We start from the raw sequence: 14,997 nt of genomic DNA, 5'->3' as shown, positions 1-14,997 counted from the left end.
GTTGGAGCCACCCTAACAACCCGCGCCGTTGTGCCAAGACTGACGTCACGGCGCGGTTCTATCAGCTATCCCAACCTTCGGTTCGCAACAGTTAAGTCCCGCATGGTTTCCCCGCCTGTCAGAAGCGTCCAGATACGAAATACAGCCATGCCGTCGCTTTCCTGATTGATTGCATCCGCATGTGTTTCGCTCAGTTTCATTACAGGCACTGCGTTGTTTTCTTTGACCATTAGTAATCCCTCTCGGCAATCGCGTTGATTGCCCCCACGCTTGAGAATTGAACGCACAGATGTTTCCAAAAACCTAACGCAGGCCATGTTCATTGCTGGCATTTGATATAACCTCGCGACAGTAACTTGCCGTCAGCACGGCATGCTGGGATAGAGGGCCAATGTTGTTACGTGTAACTGATCTCGTCAAAACCTACCCCGGTCCAGATGGCCCTCTGCCGATCCTAAATGGGATTAGCATGGAGATGGAAACAGGTGCGACCCTTGCATTGACTGGCGAATCCGGCTCCGGAAAAAGCACGCTTTTGCATTTGGTTGGTGGGCTGGATCAGCCTGATTCAGGGCGGGTTGAGATTGACGGAACCGACATTGGCGCCATGGACGACGCTGCACGCGCTGCCATCCGGCGCGACAAAGCTGGCGTTATTTTTCAGCAATTTAACCTCATTCCTTCCCTGACGGTCGCGTCCAACATTGCATTCCAAGCCCGTCTTGGCGGGCGCGAAGATAAGGCATGGATCAAAGACCTCGCGACACGCATGGGCCTATCCGATCAGATGTCGAAATACCCCGAGCAGCTGTCAGGGGGGCAACAGCAACGGGTCGCGATTGCACGTACCTTAGCCGCACGTCCCGCCTTGATCCTTGCGGACGAACCCACTGGCAATCTGGATGAGGCCACCGCAGATTCCGTCATGGACCTCATGCTTGAATTGGCCGCGGAAACGCAGGCCGCGCTGCTGATGGTGACGCACTCTGAACGCCTCGCTGGGCGAATGGGCCGGCGCCTACACCTAAGGGCAGGGCGCTTAGCATGACCAAGGTGGGATTACAGGCACTGTTATCCCATTGGCTGCGCAACCCGATGCAGCTTTTCACTTTGATCGTTGGCTTGTCTCTCGCCACGGCGCTTTGGTCTGGCGTTCAGGCCGTGAACGCGGAAGCGCGGGCAAGCTATGATGCGGCGGCGCAAACACTGGGCGAAGGCCGCTTCGCGCAGATCACCTCTGATGACGGTGCAATTCCTCAAGCCGACTACATTCGCCTGCGCCGCGCAGGGTGGTTGATCAGCCCCGTTGTCGAAGGGCGCCTCGACGGCGTTCGCCTGATCGGGCTGGACCCGCTGACTTCCCCAAGCGGACTGGCCACAATGGGAGCGGACGATGGCAACCTGACAATCGATGCTCTTGCGGGTGGCGTTTTATTTGCAACGCAAGATACATTTGAGAGGCTGGGGGCCTACGACATCACCCGCGTTGTTACGCCGGACGCAGCACCGGGCGTTATCATTACCGACGTTGGAACCGCGCAACGCCTTTTGGGGTTGGAAAACACGCTTAGCCGTCTCCTCGTTTCTCCAACTCAGCCGATCGTACAGACACCACTGGCCGAGGTCGCACCCCACCTGACACTGCGTGCGCCGCAAGACGGATCAGATGTTGGTCGGCTAACAGACAGTTTTCACCTCAACCTCACCGCGTTCGGGTTGTTGGCGTTTGCTGTTGGTATTTTCATTGTGCATGGGGCTATTGGGTTAGCGTTTGAACAACGCCGTCCGGTCATTCGTACGCTGCGTGCGCTGGGCTTTCCGCTACGCCGACTGATCGCCTTGATCGCGGTTGAGCTACTTGTTTTGTCCCTCATCGCAGGCGCGATTGGTGTCGGGCTTGGTTACCTTGTCGCCGCGGCGCTACTGCCTGACGTCGCCGCAACGATTTCGGGCCTGTACGGCGAATCCGTATCCGGCACGCTGCAATTGCGCCCTGAATGGTGGCTATCCGGCCTTATGATCGCAGTAGGCGGTACCTGCATGGCGGCCGCGGCATCCTTGTTTCAACTCGCGCGTATGCCATTGCTCGCATCGGCGCGACCCCGTGCGTGGGCGATGCAGGCGGGTAAAGGGCGCATGTATCAAGCTGGCCTAGCGGTCGGACTTCTGGTCCTCGCGGGTCTGTTGGGGATTTTCGGAAGCGGCCTTGCAGCAGGCTTTGGCATGCTCGCCGCGCTGTTGATTGGCGCAGCATTGGCGCTTCCCGTTGTTCTTGATCGCGTACTTGCGTTTGGGGCGTCACGCGCTAAATCGGTCACCGCTGAATGGTTCTGGGCGGACACGCGCCAGCAACTACCGGGGCTGTCTTTGGCGTTGATGGCCCTGTTATTGGCGATGGCTGCAAACGTCGGTGTCTCAACAATGGTCAGCAGTTTCCGCCTGACGTTCACGGGATTCTTGGACCAACGCCTAGCCTCTGAATTTTACGTCTATGCCGACGACGCTGACCAAGCCGCGGAACTGCAAACTTACCTAACCCCACGCGTGGGCAAAGTTTTACCCATCCAATCCGCCAATCAAGACGTGCGCGGCCTTCCGTCTGAAATCTACGGTCCGACAGCGCACAGCACCTATCGCGAGAACTGGCTGTTCCTCCAATCTGCCGATGACGCATGGGCACGGATTGAGGCGGGTGAGGGTGCCGCCATTAACGAACAACTCGCACGGCGTGCCGAAATTGCGATTGGGGACGACATCACTTTGGCTGGCGAGGCCTTTCCAGTTCTTGGGATCTACGGTGACTACGGCAACCCAATCGGGCAAATCATTGTCACTGAAACCACGTTCAAACGCTTATTCCCCGATATCAGGCCTAACCGTTTTGGCCTGCGGATGGACGCCGCCGATGTGCCTGTGCTGACAGAAGCCCTGCGAAAAGATTTCAGCCTCGCGGACGCACAAATGGTTAACCAAGCGGGGATCAAGGCGTTCTCTCTCAGCGTGTTCGATCGCACGTTTACCGTTACTGGCGCGCTGAATGTGCTGACCCTCGCGGTGGCTGGATTTGCAATCCTGATGAGCCTTCTGACCCTTGCAACGATGCGCTTACCGCAACTCGCCCCAGTATGGGCGCAGGGGCTTACGCGGGCACGGTTGGGCCGCATTGAAATTATCCGCGCCGTCTTGCTGGCGCTCCTCACCGCAGGGCTTGCCCTCCCGCTGGGCCTAGCCTTGGCTTGGACGCTATTGGCCGTTGTGAATGTCGAGGCGTTCGGCTGGCGTTTGCCAATGTTCTTGTTCCCGCTGGACTACGCGCGTCTTGCGGTTTTCGCAGTTGGCGCGGCGGTACTTGCAGCCTTGTGGCCAGCGCGAAAGCTTGCACGGACGCGTCCTTCGGACCTCCTTAAGGTGTTTTCAAATGAACGTTAGAATTCTCCTGCCCCTCCTTTTGCCTTGCGCAGCATCGGCCCAAGGCTTCGCGGGCCTCGGCACCGCCTCTGAAGGTTTCGCCACACCCGAACGTCCAGCGATCTTTGACTTCGAAACCGATCACGGGCCGCATCCCGATTACCGCATCGAATGGTGGTACCTGACAGCCAACCTGCAAGACGGCGACGGAACGCATTACGGCCTGCAATGGACACTGTTTCGCACGGCATTGGCACCCGACGAAGGTGAGGGCTGGTCATCCCCGCAAATCTGGATGGGACACGCCGCCGTCACCACGCCAACCCATCATTACGTCACCGAACGCCTTGCACGCGGCGGGATCGGGCAGGCGGGCGTAACGGCGCAACCCTTTGAGGCTTGGATAGACGATTGGCAGCTTGCCGGTTCCGATTTCGACACCCTCAATATGACGGCAAGCGGCCCAGATTTCGCATATGACATGGACCTCACCGCGCAAGGGCCATTGATCTTTCACGGCGACGCAGGCTATTCCGTGAAGTCCGCTGACGGTCAGGCGTCCTATTATTATTCGCAGCCCTTTTACGAAATCGACGGGACGTTGACCCTGCCTGACGGCGAAGTCGATGTTACCGGAAATGCATGGCTGGATCGCGAATGGTCCTCCCAACCGTTGTCGGAAAATCAAACCGGCTGGGACTGGTTTTCACTGTCACTAGACGACGGAAAACTGATGGGCTTTCGCCTGCGCCAAGAGAACGGAAGCCACTACACATCCGCGACATGGATCACGCCTGACGGCGAAACAACGGCCTATCCTGACGGCGCATTCCAAGCCGATCCCGTTTCGTTTTCCGATGTAGGTGGCCGCCAAATTCCAACGCAATGGAATGTCACGCTAGATGCACGGGGCGTTGATGTAGATGTTTACGCCCTCAACCCGAAATCGTGGATGGCGACGTCAGTTCCCTATTGGGAAGGGCCGATCATCGTTGAAGGGTCACACGCTGGTGTCGGGTATCTTGAAATGACGGGTTACGAGTGACGGAGCTGTGAAGACGTACCTCTCGCTCAAGGCGACATCAGGCGCTAGAACGCTCTTATGAAACAAACAATTCCCTTAACCCGTGATCTTGTTCTTGTTGGCGGCGGTCACACCCACGCGCTGGTGCTGCGCAGTTGGGGTATGAACCCGCTGCCGGGTGTTCGCCTGACCGTCATCAACCCTGGCCCCACGGCGCCCTATTCCGGAATGTTGCCTGGTTTTGTTGCGGGCCACTACACCCGCGACGAGTTGGATATCGACCTCGTGAAACTCGCCCGTTTCGCGGGGGCACGCCTGATCGCTGGTAAGGCTGTCGCGATTGACCCTGTCGCCAAAACGATCAGCGTATCTGACCGCCCTAACATCGCCTATGACGTCGCTGCGATTGACGTTGGCATCACCTCTGAAATGCCGACCCTCGCAGGATTTGCCGAACACGGTATTCCCGCCAAGCCGCTTGGTGTTTTTGCGTCTCGTTGGGATGATTATCATGCGAACGCGGTGGCCCCAAAAGTCGCAGTAATTGGTGGTGGCGTTGCGGGTGCGGAACTCGCGATGGCTATGGCATACGCCCTGCGCGACCGTGCCTCCGAAGTGTCTTTGATTGACCGCGGCGAAGTGCTGGACGGCTTTAACGAACCAACGCGCAACCGCCTTTTGGCTGCGCTAGAAGAACTCAACGTTGCCTTGGTGGAACACGCCGACGTCGCCGAAGTTCTGCCAGATGCGGTGCGACTTACCGACGGCACACTGGTTCCATCAGACTTCACAACGGGTGCCGCAGGTGCGCGGCCCCATGATTGGGTCGCCGACATTGGCCTTGATCTGCATGAGGGATCCTTGATCGTTGGACCGACGTTGCAAACCTCCAATCCGGATGTTTTTGCCGTCGGCGACTGCGCACATCTTTCCCATGATCCGCGCCCCAAAGCGGGTGTCTTTGCGGTCCGCGAGGCGCCCTATCTTTTCGACAACCTGCGTGCCCGCCTATCTGGCGGAAAAATGCGCAACTACCACCCACAGAAAGACTACCTCAAACTTATCTCGCTTGGCGGGAAAGAGGCACTTGCGGAAAAGCTGGGCACAGCGCGGCGTAGCAAGCTTTTGTGGAAATGGAAAAACCACATCGACCGCACGTTTATGAACCAGTTTGATAAGCTGCCTCAGATGGAAACAGAATTGCCGCTGCGTGTCGCGTCGGGCGTGAAAGATGCGCTCGGTGACGCACCGTTGTGTGGTGGATGCGGCGCGAAGGTAGGGCGGAATGCACTACAAAACGCGCTTACGCGTTTGCCAGAGACGGACCGCGCGGACATTGTCCCGCTCGCCGGTGACGACGCGGCCTTGCTGAAAACAGGGGGTGCCTTGCAGGTCTTAACGACGGACCATCTAAGCGCCGTAACAGACGACCCCGTGCTGATGGCAAAGATCACAGCAATCCATGCAATGGGCGATATCTGGGCGATGGGTGCTGATCCGCAAGCTGCGGTTTTGTCCCTAACCCTGCCGCGCATGTCGGCTGATCTACAGGAACGCACGGTCACCGAGATCACGCAGACTATCTCCGAAAACTTGTCCGGTGCAGCACTTGTTGGCGGCCACACCACGCTGGGAGATGGTTTGACCATCGGCCTTTCCATCACCGGCCTGTGCACAAACGACCCCGTGACACTGGCTGGCGCGAAAGTCGGCGATGTTCTGGTCCTCACCAAACCTATCGGATCAGGCACGATACTGGCCGCCGAAATGCGCCGCCTCGCGTATGGGGCGCACGTGCTGAATTGCTACCAATCGATGACGCAAAGCAGCGAAGGTATCGCACGAAAGTTAGTGAACGCACACGCTATGACTGATGTAACAGGCTTTGGGCTGGCGGGGCATCTGGCTGGGATTTGCGATACATCTGGTGTTGGTGCGACGGTGCGGTTGGATGACGTTCCGCTGCTTGACGGCGCATTGGCGCTGGCTGAATCCGGCGTTCGCTCGTCGTTGTTTCCCGACAACCGCAACGATACGCGCATCACCGCGCCCGATACAGCCCGAGGCGACTTGATGTTTGACCCGCAAACTGCCGGTGGCTTGTTGGCCGCGCTCCCCCGCAAAGAAGCCGAAGCGATTGCCAAAAAGCACGCCGCATCGGGCTTTGCGATCATTGGCGAAATCACCGATGGCGGTGGCGTTACGTTCAGCTAACGCTTTTCACCCAAGCAGCAATTTGCTCGGCGAGCTGGACGCGCGCCTGCTCGTCCAGTGCACCCGTTTCGAACCGTTGCAAAACTTCTGCGCCGTTGCGCGATCGACCAGACCGATATGTCGGGTCGTAATGCTCTTCGATCAACGCCCGCGCAAGGTCTTTGAACGCACCCGTTTCTAGTAGCGCTTTCCAGTCATCAACAAGCCTTCCACGATGGCGGCGCAGATATTCAAGCTTACCTGCGAGTGCCTCAGAATTTGCGCTCACATCGGCGTAGGCATTCGCCAAGTACTGTGCCCGCGCATCCAGTGGAGCTTCAATTTCGATACGCGGAGCATCCTTCATCGCTGTCCAAAGCGATGGCGGAACAATGCGTGCGCCGACCTTGCTGCTTTCCGCTTCCACGATGACGGGGCGCGCAGGGTCAAGCTGGGCCAACGCACAGGCCAACGCGGTCTCAAACCCCTTTTGCGCAGGTTGCCCGCCGTCCATTCCCCCAAGCAAAGACCCCCGATGGTTCGCCAAACCTTCAAGGTCTAGGACTTGAACACCGAGTGTTTTCAAACGATGCAGAATGTCGGTCTTTGCGGTGCCGGTATTACCATCAAGCAGGATCAAACGATGCGGCAGCGCATCTTCATATAGAGCGCCATAAACGAGGTTACGGTAGCTCTGATATCCACCTTCAACCACCTTGGCACGCCAACCGATCTGCGTCAGAATGGACGCAAATGATCCGGACCGCTGCCCGCCCCGCCAGCAATAAACCAGTGGTCGCCAACCTCCATCCATATCCTTCAAAGGGCCATCCAGATAAGACGCAACATTCCGTGCCACCAAAGCCGCGCCAATCTTGCGGGCCTTAAAGGGCGTTTCCTGCACGTAAATCGTCCCGACCCGTGCGCGTTCATCGTTGCTTAGTGACGGCAGGTTTATCGCGCCAGGAATATGGTCTTCTGCGAATTCCGCAGGCGAGCGAACATCAATCACGGTGTCAAATCCGTGGTTTAGAATTTCGCCAAGGGTGGAGAACGCTGTTCGCATACTGCGCTGTCTATCCCAGCGGCTACTTAGCCGAAAGGCGCTTGTCGGAATGAGTGTGATCTAACCGTTGGGTGTGAGGGCCGTTCGCCCTTTCTCATCCAGCGTAAACCATTTCCCCGCATCAAGAACCGCAGGCACCAAAGTGCGCCCATATCCAGCCCCAGCATCAAGGTTGATGCGATTGCCATGATGTTGCGGAAATTCAAGCGCCGTATGGCCGTGCACGACCATGGTCCCGTGATCCGCATCACTGTCGATCCAACCGCCACGGATCCACGTCAGATCATCCTCGGTTTGTTCAGCCAATGGAACCCCGACGCGCAGACCAGCATGAACAAAGAGATGCTCATGCGTTTCGAAATAACGCGGCTGTTCAGCAATCCAATCAAGATGTTTCTGCGGAACCGCCTTTTGCGCCAGCTCTTGTAGGGCATTCAACGCACCGGCAGGTGTCGGATCCAAACCATCGATCGCGAAGCCATCGAGCCCAGTCGCAGCCCGCAAATCTTCCGCGCCAATGTAGGACGCCAATGTCGTATTGCCGCCCAAACGATGGTGCAGCCACCCTTTTCCAGACGCGATATGCGCATCCTGCGTGATGCCACGGGTCACAAACCGCCAAAACATAAGGTCATGATTGCCGATCAAACAGGTCCACGGACGACCAGCAGTCTGCCCGTCTATCAATGTCTGGATTGTGTCTTTTGCGTCAGGACCACGGTCAACATAGTCGCCCAAGAAAACGATGGGAGAATCGACGCCGCCATCTGCTTCGATCAACTGCAATGCGCGGTCAAGCTGACCGGTAAATCCGTGAACATCGCCGACACAATACAACATCTATCATCCTTTTCGCCCGTAGCGATTGGAGCGGGGAATAGAACCCGAAATGAAATTGCCCCCACCCGTAGTTTCCAAACACGCCGGAATTACGAGAGCGGGGGCAATTGGATTTATTTAATGTCGAAGGCCAGCGGCTTCACTTGCGTGAACATATCTGTTGCTTCGAGGTCTTTTAGCGCTTCGGCAGGAACCGGTTCGTCAACATAAAGCAAAGCAATCGCTTCGCCCTTTGCCTCGGAACGACCCAAAGTGAAGTTCGCGATGTTGACGTTGTGCTTGCCCATGGATTGACCGAGTGTACCGATGATACCCGGCACATCTTCGTTGGTTGTGTAAACCATGTGCGCACCGATCTCGGCATCGACGTTGATGCCTTTGATCTGAATGAAGCGCGGCTTGCCATCGCTAAACACCGTACCTGCAACCGAACGCTCACGCTTGGCGGTAACCACAGTCACCTTAACGTAGCCATCGAACGCACCGGACTTGTCTTGCTTCGTCGTGCTGATCTTAACACCGCGTTCTTTGGCGATCACGGGGGCGGAAACCATGTTGGTGTCTGGATTCGCCTTTTTCATGATGCCAGCAACTGTCGCCGCCGTCAGCGCGTTGAGGTTCATGTCGGAAACGGAACCGTCAAACAAGATATTGATCGCTTGGATCGGTTCATCTGTCATTTGACCTGTGAAGTTACCAAGGTGGCCCGCAAGATCGATCCACGGCCCCATAACCTTGGCTTCTTCCGCAGTCACAGACGGCATGTTCAACGCGTTGGTGACAGCACCGGTCAGCAAATAGTCGGACATCTGTTCGGCAACTTGAAGCGCCACGTTCTCTTGGGCTTCGGTTGTCGCCGCACCAAGGTGCGGCGTCACAACAACGTTTGGCAGATTGAAAAGTGGGCTCTCGGTCGCAGGCTCAACCGCGAACACATCAAACGCAGCACCTGCAACGTGGCCGGATTTCAACGCCTCTGCGAGGGCCTCTTCATCAACCAAACCACCACGCGCACAGTTCACAATCCGCACACCCCTCTTCAGCTTGGCGATGTTTTCGCGGCTAAGGATGTTGGCCGTCTGATCGGTGAATGGAACGTGCATTGTGATAAAGTCAGCGCGCGCGAACAGCTCTTCAAGCTCGACCTTCTCAACGCCCATTTTGTCGGCCTTTTCTTCGCCCAAATAGGGGTCATACGCGACAACCTTCATTTTCAGGCCACGCGCACGGTCGCAAACGATACCACCGATGTTACCCGCGCCGATAACGCCGAGTGTCTTGCCAGTCAGTTCAACACCCATGAACTTGGACTTTTCCCATTTACCGGCATGCGTGGACTCGGACGCCTCAGGAATTTGACGCGCCACAGCGAACATCATCGCAATAGCGTGTTCCGCCGTGGTGATCATGTTGCCGAACGGCGTGTTCATCACGATCACACCTTTCTTAGACGCGGCCTCTTTGTCGATGTTGTCGGTGCCGATACCGGCACGCGCGATTACCTTAAGGTTGGTTGCGTTGTTTAGGATCTTTTCGGTGACCTTGGTGGCAGAGCGAATTGCCAGACCATCATATTGGCCGATTACCTCAGCCAGTTTGTCTTTGTCCTTGCCGAGGTCCGGCTGGAAGTCGACATCAATGCCTCGATCACGGAAGATCTGAACGGCAGTTTCGGAAAGTTTATCAGACACGAGTACTTTGGGAGCCATGATATTGGTCCTTTAGGTTGGGGCGGCAAAATCTTTCAAAGATTTTGAGCCCAAATTTTATTGAAAATTTGGTTACGCGTTGATTTCGGCTTGGAACGCCCAATCGAGCCACGGCAACATCGCTTCGATGTCGGATGTCTCAATTGTTGCACCGCACCAAATACGAAGCCCAGCTGGCGCATCGCGGTACGCACCGATGTCCAGCGCAATGCCTTCGGCCTCAAGCCGTTTGGCGATTGCTTTGGCAAACGCAGCACCGTCTGTGATGCGCGGGTCTGTGAACTTCAGGCAAACTGATGTGTTCGAACGCGTCGCCATGTCGACCGCCAGATTGTCGATCCAGTCGCGCGTGGCGCAGAAGTTCCAGATCGCGTTGGCATTTGCATCTGCACGCATGCGCAAAGTATCAAGACCACCAATGGACTTCGCCCAGTTCAGCGCGAACAGGTAGTCCTCAACACAAAGCATGGATGGCGTGTTGATCGTCGCACCTGTGAAGATTCCGTCGATCAGCTTGCCGCCTTTGGTCATGCGAAAAATTTTCGGCAGGGGCCAAGCAGGTGTGTAGCTTTCAAGGCGTTCGACTGCACGCGGGGACAAAACAATCATCCCGTGCGCGGCTTCACCGCCCATAACTTTCTGCCAAGAGAACGTCGTCACGTCGAGTTTTTCCCATGGAAGGTCCTGCGCAAAAGCAGCCGAAGTCGCGTCACAGATCGTCAGACCAGCGCGGTTCGCTGGGATCGGATCACCCGAAACGCGAACGCCGGACGTCGTGCCGTTCCATGTGAACACGACGTCTTGGTCGTAATCCAAGGTCGTCATGTCGATGATGTGACCGTAGTCCGCAACATGCTCGCTCGCTTCGATTTTCAGCTGCTTAACAACGTCGCTAACCCAGCCAGCGCCAAAGCTTTCCCATGCAACCATCTGCACAGGACGTTCGCCAAGAAGGGACCACATCGCCATTTCCATCGCGCCAGTGTCAGACGCGGGAACGATGCCGATTTTGTAATTCGCAGGGATACCAAGCACGTCACGCGTGCCTTCAATCGCTGCTTTCAACTTGTCTTTGCCCACAGCAGCACGATGCGAACGACCAAGCGGTGCGTCTTTCAGTGCGTCGAGTGTCCATGTGGGGGGTTTGGCGCATGGGCCAGATGAAAAACGCGGATTCGCCGGCCGCGTAGCCGGTTGTTGTATAGTCATTTCTGCTATCCTTACAGATAAATGCCCTTCGTTGGGGAAGGGTGTCCCACCGCCGGACATACATATCCCCAGTAAAAACAGCAATAGGCAAAGGCGCTTGCTATGCAGGTAAATGTAGACCTTTGCAGAACGATGCAGGAACGCATGTTTCCTATTGGCACAAATCTGACACAAGCGGATCGCGCTTTGTTCTGGAGCGGCTGACCCAAGAATCGGGCTTTCCACTTCTTCGAAATCAGCGATGCTAGGATATCGGACAATGAACAACCGTTGAGAGAGCTGGCACTCACCTTAACGGCCAATTTCAAAAGTCTTCTTACAACCAACAATATGCAAACGGCCCATCTCTGGCAAGGCAGGTGGCGTCATGAGTGCAACTTTATCGCATAGCGGCCTACCCTTCGGGATCAAGCGGACCCAGTTCATTGATCTCGTAAAGCCCGCATTGAAGGCGCGTGGGCTGAAAACCTCGGCAATTGAATACCTCGCCAAGACCTTCGATAAGTGGGCGCGGGATCAGGATTACGAGCCGGGCCGCATCTGCGGTTTCTGGCATCAGGTAAGCGGACTGGCTGACATGATGACTTGCACGGTTCGTACCGTGCATTCGATTGAATGTGATCTGGTGGATGCCACAATGGTCTCACGGCACCCAAAGGCTAACGCAGGCGCGACGGTCTACGCGAGAACGACGGAGAGAACGTCCTTCGCAAACTGTTTGGTATCAACTTGGTTCCGATCATTGAACAGGCATCAGAACCTTTGGCTGAGGCAGAGGCTATCCGCCTGCACGAGGATGCTATGGAATCATGCCGCAACGAAATCCGCCAAATCAATCGGAACATTCGCCGTCTGAACTGCGCTGATGCCATCAATGAGGCGCAGGATATCTTGCCGGACGGTCGCAGCGCTGTCGTCAAGGATTTGCCCGCATTGAAGGAAATCCGCGACGGGCTCCTGGCTTTAGAAAATGCCTTCAAAACCGGACCTCGTTCGGAAGAATTTTCCGACCAGACAGAAGAATATGACGTACCTATAGTACAAACCAAACAATCTAAATTTCTGTATGAGCCAGATGCAGTTTCAGATCATGTGACGCTCGAACAGGCTAATACCATCGCTGCTGAACCATTCTGAGAATATCTGGAGATGTATGGCGACTACACTTGGCGGGATTTGGTCAACACGGCATATGAGGTCGCAAGAGCAATAGGAATTGATGAACGGAGCTGGATTGCGGCATGTAATCCGGCTGCCTTAGGGCCAGAACACGCTGCTCTCTGCGTGATCTTGATCCATCGAAACCTTTGCCTGCCACCGAAGGCAAAGCACTTGCCAAAGAACCCCGCCGCCTGTTTTGGGGGAATGATCAGAAAAGCGAAAACTGGCAGCTTAGATCTACTTAGATTTATGCACGCCGTTCGCAATCACGATGAACGCAGCCATATCTCGCGCTCACGGACAAAGCGCATCTCGCCCAGATTCCGTTCCGTATGCCTTAGTTGTAACTCTAACGGAGAAGAACAATACAAATCTCTACAACGAGATCCTTACTGCCTACGCAGGGCAGTTATCCGTTCGGGAGGTTTCAGAGCGGTTTAGCGTCAGCACTTATCAGTCGGGAAAGACATTTTGCTTCACATCCGCTCCAAAAACTTTGGGCGGTTCACTCCGCGCCACTGTCTCTCGATCTAATCTGTTAGAACTTTCATCTTGACCTACCCTCCGAAACATCCGTCAATTTTAAAGCTTGCTTATAGAAGATCTGCCAAGTTCAGATCGTCGATCTGATCATAGGCCGTGAGGATGAAATAGAACTGGAAATACCCATTGAAGTCATTGTCGTTGGTCCCGCTGTACAAGTTGGCGTTGTAATATTCGGGTGTCGTACTTTCAGGCGCAGAAATAACAGGCAACACGGCGCGCACCCAAGCGATGTAATCATCCAACTCGCTGCGGTGATTTCGTTTCCAATACGCAACGGCGATCTGGTTGGCCTGAAACTCTCTCTCATAGTGTGAAAGTTGGTCCCCCGTGCCGTTGACATCTTGAACGTAGTGACCAAGCTCGTGCACGACCAAGAACCAATTGAAGGTTTTCTCAAAATACTGCCGGCCGGTAAACGTACCGTCAGCGGAGTTTGCCCAGTTGTTCATTTGAGTGACCACTTCAGCGGGCAAAGTATCCCAATCCGGCGCCGTTAGGCCTTCGTCACCATAGGTCATCATTGCAGGGGTCGACTCGATGATGACCTCCGGTGGGGAAGATGCAGGAAAATCCAAACTCCTGACATCGCTGATAAACGCATCGCGTATCGCCTCGATTTCAGCTTTCAGGGCCATATCGACGGGCGCTTTGTTCATCTTGGAATATCCAATCCATCCGCCAATACCGGCGAGAAGGACTAAAGCGGCAAGGGTTACTCGTTTCATCGAATCAAATATCCATTTTTGTTAGCTGCGTACTTTTCTTGGAAAACCTTAGCAGCTGACATTTCCCAAGTAACTCGGTGGTAGCTCGATTTTGATAGTTTTGGCGATTGTTTTCAAGACCGGACTAGACCGAGCGTTCACAGTTGCGCATCGTGGAGAACAGTTAATGAATTTACAGGTCATTGGCAGAGGTGGCACTGCAAAACTGGACCGCGTGCTAAGATGTATTCAACCTTGAAGACAGAATACACAAATGACGAAGAGACGCAGTTTTTCAGATAAGTTCAAAGCTACGGTGGCGCTTGAGGCGCTTCGTGGAGATCGCACAGCGCCAGAGATTGCAGCGAAGCACAAGGTTCATTCGACGCAGGTGACGACGTGGAAACGGCAGGCTATTGATGGGCTGACCGGGGTATTTTCCGATAAGGTTCGTCGTAAGCGTTGCTTCAGCCTTTGAATTTCCATGGTAGCAGTTGGTCGATGCCCTTCTGCTTATGCCCATTGATGATGGCTGTGATGACGCTGGTTAGATAACTGTGCGGCTCACTTTGGTTTAGTTTGCAGGTTTCGATGAGTGACGCAAGCATGGCCCAGTTCTGAGCACCGGCGTCGTGACCGGCAAAGAGCGCGTTCTTTCTTTGCAGGGCGATGGGGCGGATGGTGCGTTTCACGGCATTGCTGTCCATTTCGACGCGCCCATCGGTCAGAAACAAAATCAGGCCATCCCAGTATTTTACAATATATTTGAGCGCCTGACCTGTCGGGGATTTGGCTGACACTTGTGTGCGGGCGTGATCCAGCCAGATTTTGAACGCCTTGATTTTGGGTTTGGATTTCTGCTGACGGACTACCAGGCGTTCTTGTGCAGACGTGCCACGCGCCTGTGCTTCAATCCGGTAAAGGCTGCGATCTGCTTTAGGCCCTCTTCGGCAATAGGGGCGGCATTGTTGTGGGTCTGCTCATACAGTTTACGCCGTGCATGCGCCTAGCAGTACGCCAGTTGGATCGGCGCATTTTGCCAAGTCAAAACTAAAGGCGACTTTATCTAACAAGTTGTGGCTGGGGGGTTGCTCTTTTCCGGTTCGCTTGGTTTTTGGCGGTTAACGAAAGGACAGT

Annotated in this window: 14 protein-coding genes and 1 pseudogene; 7 read left to right on the top strand and 8 right to left on the bottom strand. The window is 55.3% G+C overall.

The annotated features are described in order from the left end of the window. Positions 1 to 65: 65 nt before the first annotated feature. Positions 66 to 230, bottom strand: a complete 165-nt coding sequence (locus tag OCA8868_RS16685; protein WP_179214845.1) for a hypothetical protein — start codon at positions 228 to 230, stop codon at positions 66 to 68. 161 nt (positions 231 to 391) lie between these two features. Between OCA8868_RS16685 and OCA8868_RS11365 the strand changes: the two genes are divergently transcribed. From OCA8868_RS11365 to selD, 4 genes are read left to right on the top strand one after another with little or no spacing between them, the layout of a single operon-like run. After that, positions 392 to 1,048, top strand: coding sequence for an ABC transporter ATP-binding protein (locus tag OCA8868_RS11365; RefSeq protein ID WP_093996676.1), 657 nt, complete (start codon positions 392 to 394; stop codon positions 1,046 to 1,048). Next, positions 1,045 to 3,429: an ABC transporter permease gene (locus tag OCA8868_RS11360; RefSeq protein ID WP_093996675.1), complete on the top strand. Its 2,385-nt coding sequence runs from the start codon at positions 1,045 to 1,047 to the stop codon at positions 3,427 to 3,429. Before OCA8868_RS11365 ends, OCA8868_RS11360 begins: the two co-directional genes overlap by 4 nt. After that, the gene (locus tag OCA8868_RS11355; protein ID WP_093996674.1) at positions 3,419 to 4,453 is read left to right on the top strand and encodes a lipocalin-like domain-containing protein; all 1,035 of its coding nucleotides are present in this window, start codon (positions 3,419 to 3,421) and stop codon (positions 4,451 to 4,453) included. Before OCA8868_RS11360 ends, OCA8868_RS11355 begins: the two co-directional genes overlap by 11 nt. 57 nt (positions 4,454 to 4,510) lie before the next feature. Next, positions 4,511 to 6,646 carry a selenide, water dikinase SelD gene (selD, locus tag OCA8868_RS11350; protein WP_093996673.1) on the top strand — a complete coding sequence of 712 codons (2,136 nt, stop codon included), beginning with the start codon at positions 4,511 to 4,513 and terminating at the stop codon, positions 6,644 to 6,646. On the opposite strand, the gene mnmH is transcribed toward selD, so the two are convergent. The 5 genes from mnmH to OCA8868_RS11325 form a co-directional block, all read right to left on the bottom strand. Beyond that, positions 6,639 to 7,691: a tRNA 2-selenouridine(34) synthase MnmH gene (gene mnmH / locus OCA8868_RS11345; protein WP_093996672.1), complete on the bottom strand. Its 1,053-nt coding sequence runs from the start codon at positions 7,689 to 7,691 to the stop codon at positions 6,639 to 6,641. The genes selD and mnmH overlap by 8 nt on opposite strands. 60 nt (positions 7,692 to 7,751) lie before the next feature. After that, the gene (locus OCA8868_RS11340; protein WP_093996671.1) at positions 7,752 to 8,531 is read right to left on the bottom strand and encodes a metallophosphoesterase; all 780 of its coding nucleotides are present in this window, start codon (positions 8,529 to 8,531) and stop codon (positions 7,752 to 7,754) included. A 113-nt stretch (positions 8,532 to 8,644) separates the two neighbouring features. Beyond that, positions 8,645 to 10,240, bottom strand: a complete 1,596-nt coding sequence (serA, locus tag OCA8868_RS11335) for a phosphoglycerate dehydrogenase (RefSeq protein WP_093996670.1) — start codon at positions 10,238 to 10,240, stop codon at positions 8,645 to 8,647. A 72-nt stretch (positions 10,241 to 10,312) separates the two neighbouring features. Beyond that, on the bottom strand, positions 10,313 to 11,449 hold the full coding sequence (locus tag OCA8868_RS11330; RefSeq protein WP_093996669.1) for a phosphoserine transaminase: 1,137 nt from the start codon (positions 11,447 to 11,449) through the stop codon (positions 10,313 to 10,315). 394 nt (positions 11,450 to 11,843) lie between these two features. Then, positions 11,844 to 12,056 (bottom strand): hypothetical protein, encoded by a 213-nt coding sequence (locus OCA8868_RS11325; protein WP_093996668.1) that lies wholly within the window; start codon positions 12,054 to 12,056, stop codon positions 11,844 to 11,846. A gap of 122 nt (positions 12,057 to 12,178) precedes the next feature. On the opposite strand from OCA8868_RS11325, the gene OCA8868_RS11320 reads away from it, so the two are divergent. Both OCA8868_RS11320 and repC read left to right on the top strand, forming a co-directional pair. Next, a complete protein-coding gene (locus tag OCA8868_RS11320) occupies positions 12,179 to 12,586 on the top strand; it encodes a hypothetical protein (protein WP_093996667.1) in 408 nt (135 codons plus the stop codon). A 12-nt stretch (positions 12,587 to 12,598) separates the two neighbouring features. Beyond that, positions 12,599 to 13,051, top strand: a complete 453-nt coding sequence (gene repC, locus OCA8868_RS17030) for a replication initiation protein RepC (protein WP_093996666.1) — start codon at positions 12,599 to 12,601, stop codon at positions 13,049 to 13,051. A 152-nt stretch (positions 13,052 to 13,203) separates the two neighbouring features. On the opposite strand, the gene OCA8868_RS11310 is transcribed toward repC, so the two are convergent. Beyond that, positions 13,204 to 13,881, bottom strand: coding sequence for an ImmA/IrrE family metallo-endopeptidase (locus OCA8868_RS11310; protein WP_093996665.1), 678 nt, complete (start codon positions 13,879 to 13,881; stop codon positions 13,204 to 13,206). Between the two features lie 253 nt (positions 13,882 to 14,134). On the opposite strand from OCA8868_RS11310, the gene OCA8868_RS11305 reads away from it, so the two are divergent. Continuing rightward, positions 14,135 to 14,338: a transposase gene (locus tag OCA8868_RS11305; RefSeq protein ID WP_093996664.1), complete on the top strand. Its 204-nt coding sequence runs from the start codon at positions 14,135 to 14,137 to the stop codon at positions 14,336 to 14,338. Here the strand turns inward: OCA8868_RS11305 and tnpC are convergent. Beyond that, positions 14,328 to 14,887 (bottom strand): annotated as a pseudogene (gene tnpC, locus OCA8868_RS11300) (IS66 family transposase); the annotation flags it as partial. The gene OCA8868_RS11305 and the pseudogene tnpC sit on opposite strands and share 11 nt — an antisense overlap. Between the last annotated feature and the right edge of the window lie 110 nt (positions 14,888 to 14,997).

The sequence above is a fragment of the Octadecabacter ascidiaceicola genome, from assembly GCF_900185015.1.
GTDB lineage: Bacteria > Pseudomonadota > Alphaproteobacteria > Rhodobacterales > Rhodobacteraceae > Octadecabacter > Octadecabacter ascidiaceicola.
Note: the sequence above shows the minus strand (reverse complement) of the source record. Positions and strands in the feature narration are given on the sequence as shown.

What these genes read in the sequence shown, in the direction of transcription:
- OCA8868_RS11310 (WP_093996665.1), bottom strand. Translation starts at nt 13,881, where the DNA reads ATGAAACGAGTAACCCTTGCCGCTTTAGTCCTTCTCGCCGGTATTGGC.
- serA (WP_093996670.1), bottom strand. Translation starts at nt 10,240, where the DNA reads ATGGCTCCCAAAGTACTCGTGTCTGATAAACTTTCCGAAACTGCCGTT.
- selD (WP_093996673.1), top strand. Translation starts at nt 4,511, where the DNA reads ATGAAACAAACAATTCCCTTAACCCGTGATCTTGTTCTTGTTGGCGGC.
- OCA8868_RS11360 (WP_093996675.1), top strand. Translation starts at nt 1,045, where the DNA reads ATGACCAAGGTGGGATTACAGGCACTGTTATCCCATTGGCTGCGCAAC.
- repC (WP_093996666.1), top strand. Translation starts at nt 12,599, where the DNA reads ATGTATGGCGACTACACTTGGCGGGATTTGGTCAACACGGCATATGAG.
- mnmH (WP_093996672.1), bottom strand. Translation starts at nt 7,691, where the DNA reads ATGCGAACAGCGTTCTCCACCCTTGGCGAAATTCTAAACCACGGATTT.
- OCA8868_RS11355 (WP_093996674.1), top strand. Translation starts at nt 3,419, where the DNA reads ATGAACGTTAGAATTCTCCTGCCCCTCCTTTTGCCTTGCGCAGCATCG.
- OCA8868_RS11305 (WP_093996664.1), top strand. Translation starts at nt 14,135, where the DNA reads ATGACGAAGAGACGCAGTTTTTCAGATAAGTTCAAAGCTACGGTGGCG.
- OCA8868_RS16685 (WP_179214845.1), bottom strand. Translation starts at nt 230, where the DNA reads ATGGTCAAAGAAAACAACGCAGTGCCTGTAATGAAACTGAGCGAAACA.
- OCA8868_RS11325 (WP_093996668.1), bottom strand. Translation starts at nt 12,056, where the DNA reads ATGCACGGTACGAACCGTGCAAGTCATCATGTCAGCCAGTCCGCTTAC.
- OCA8868_RS11340 (WP_093996671.1), bottom strand. Translation starts at nt 8,531, where the DNA reads ATGTTGTATTGTGTCGGCGATGTTCACGGATTTACCGGTCAGCTTGAC.
- OCA8868_RS11365 (WP_093996676.1), top strand. Translation starts at nt 392, where the DNA reads ATGTTGTTACGTGTAACTGATCTCGTCAAAACCTACCCCGGTCCAGAT.
- OCA8868_RS11330 (WP_093996669.1), bottom strand. Translation starts at nt 11,449, where the DNA reads ATGACTATACAACAACCGGCTACGCGGCCGGCGAATCCGCGTTTTTCA.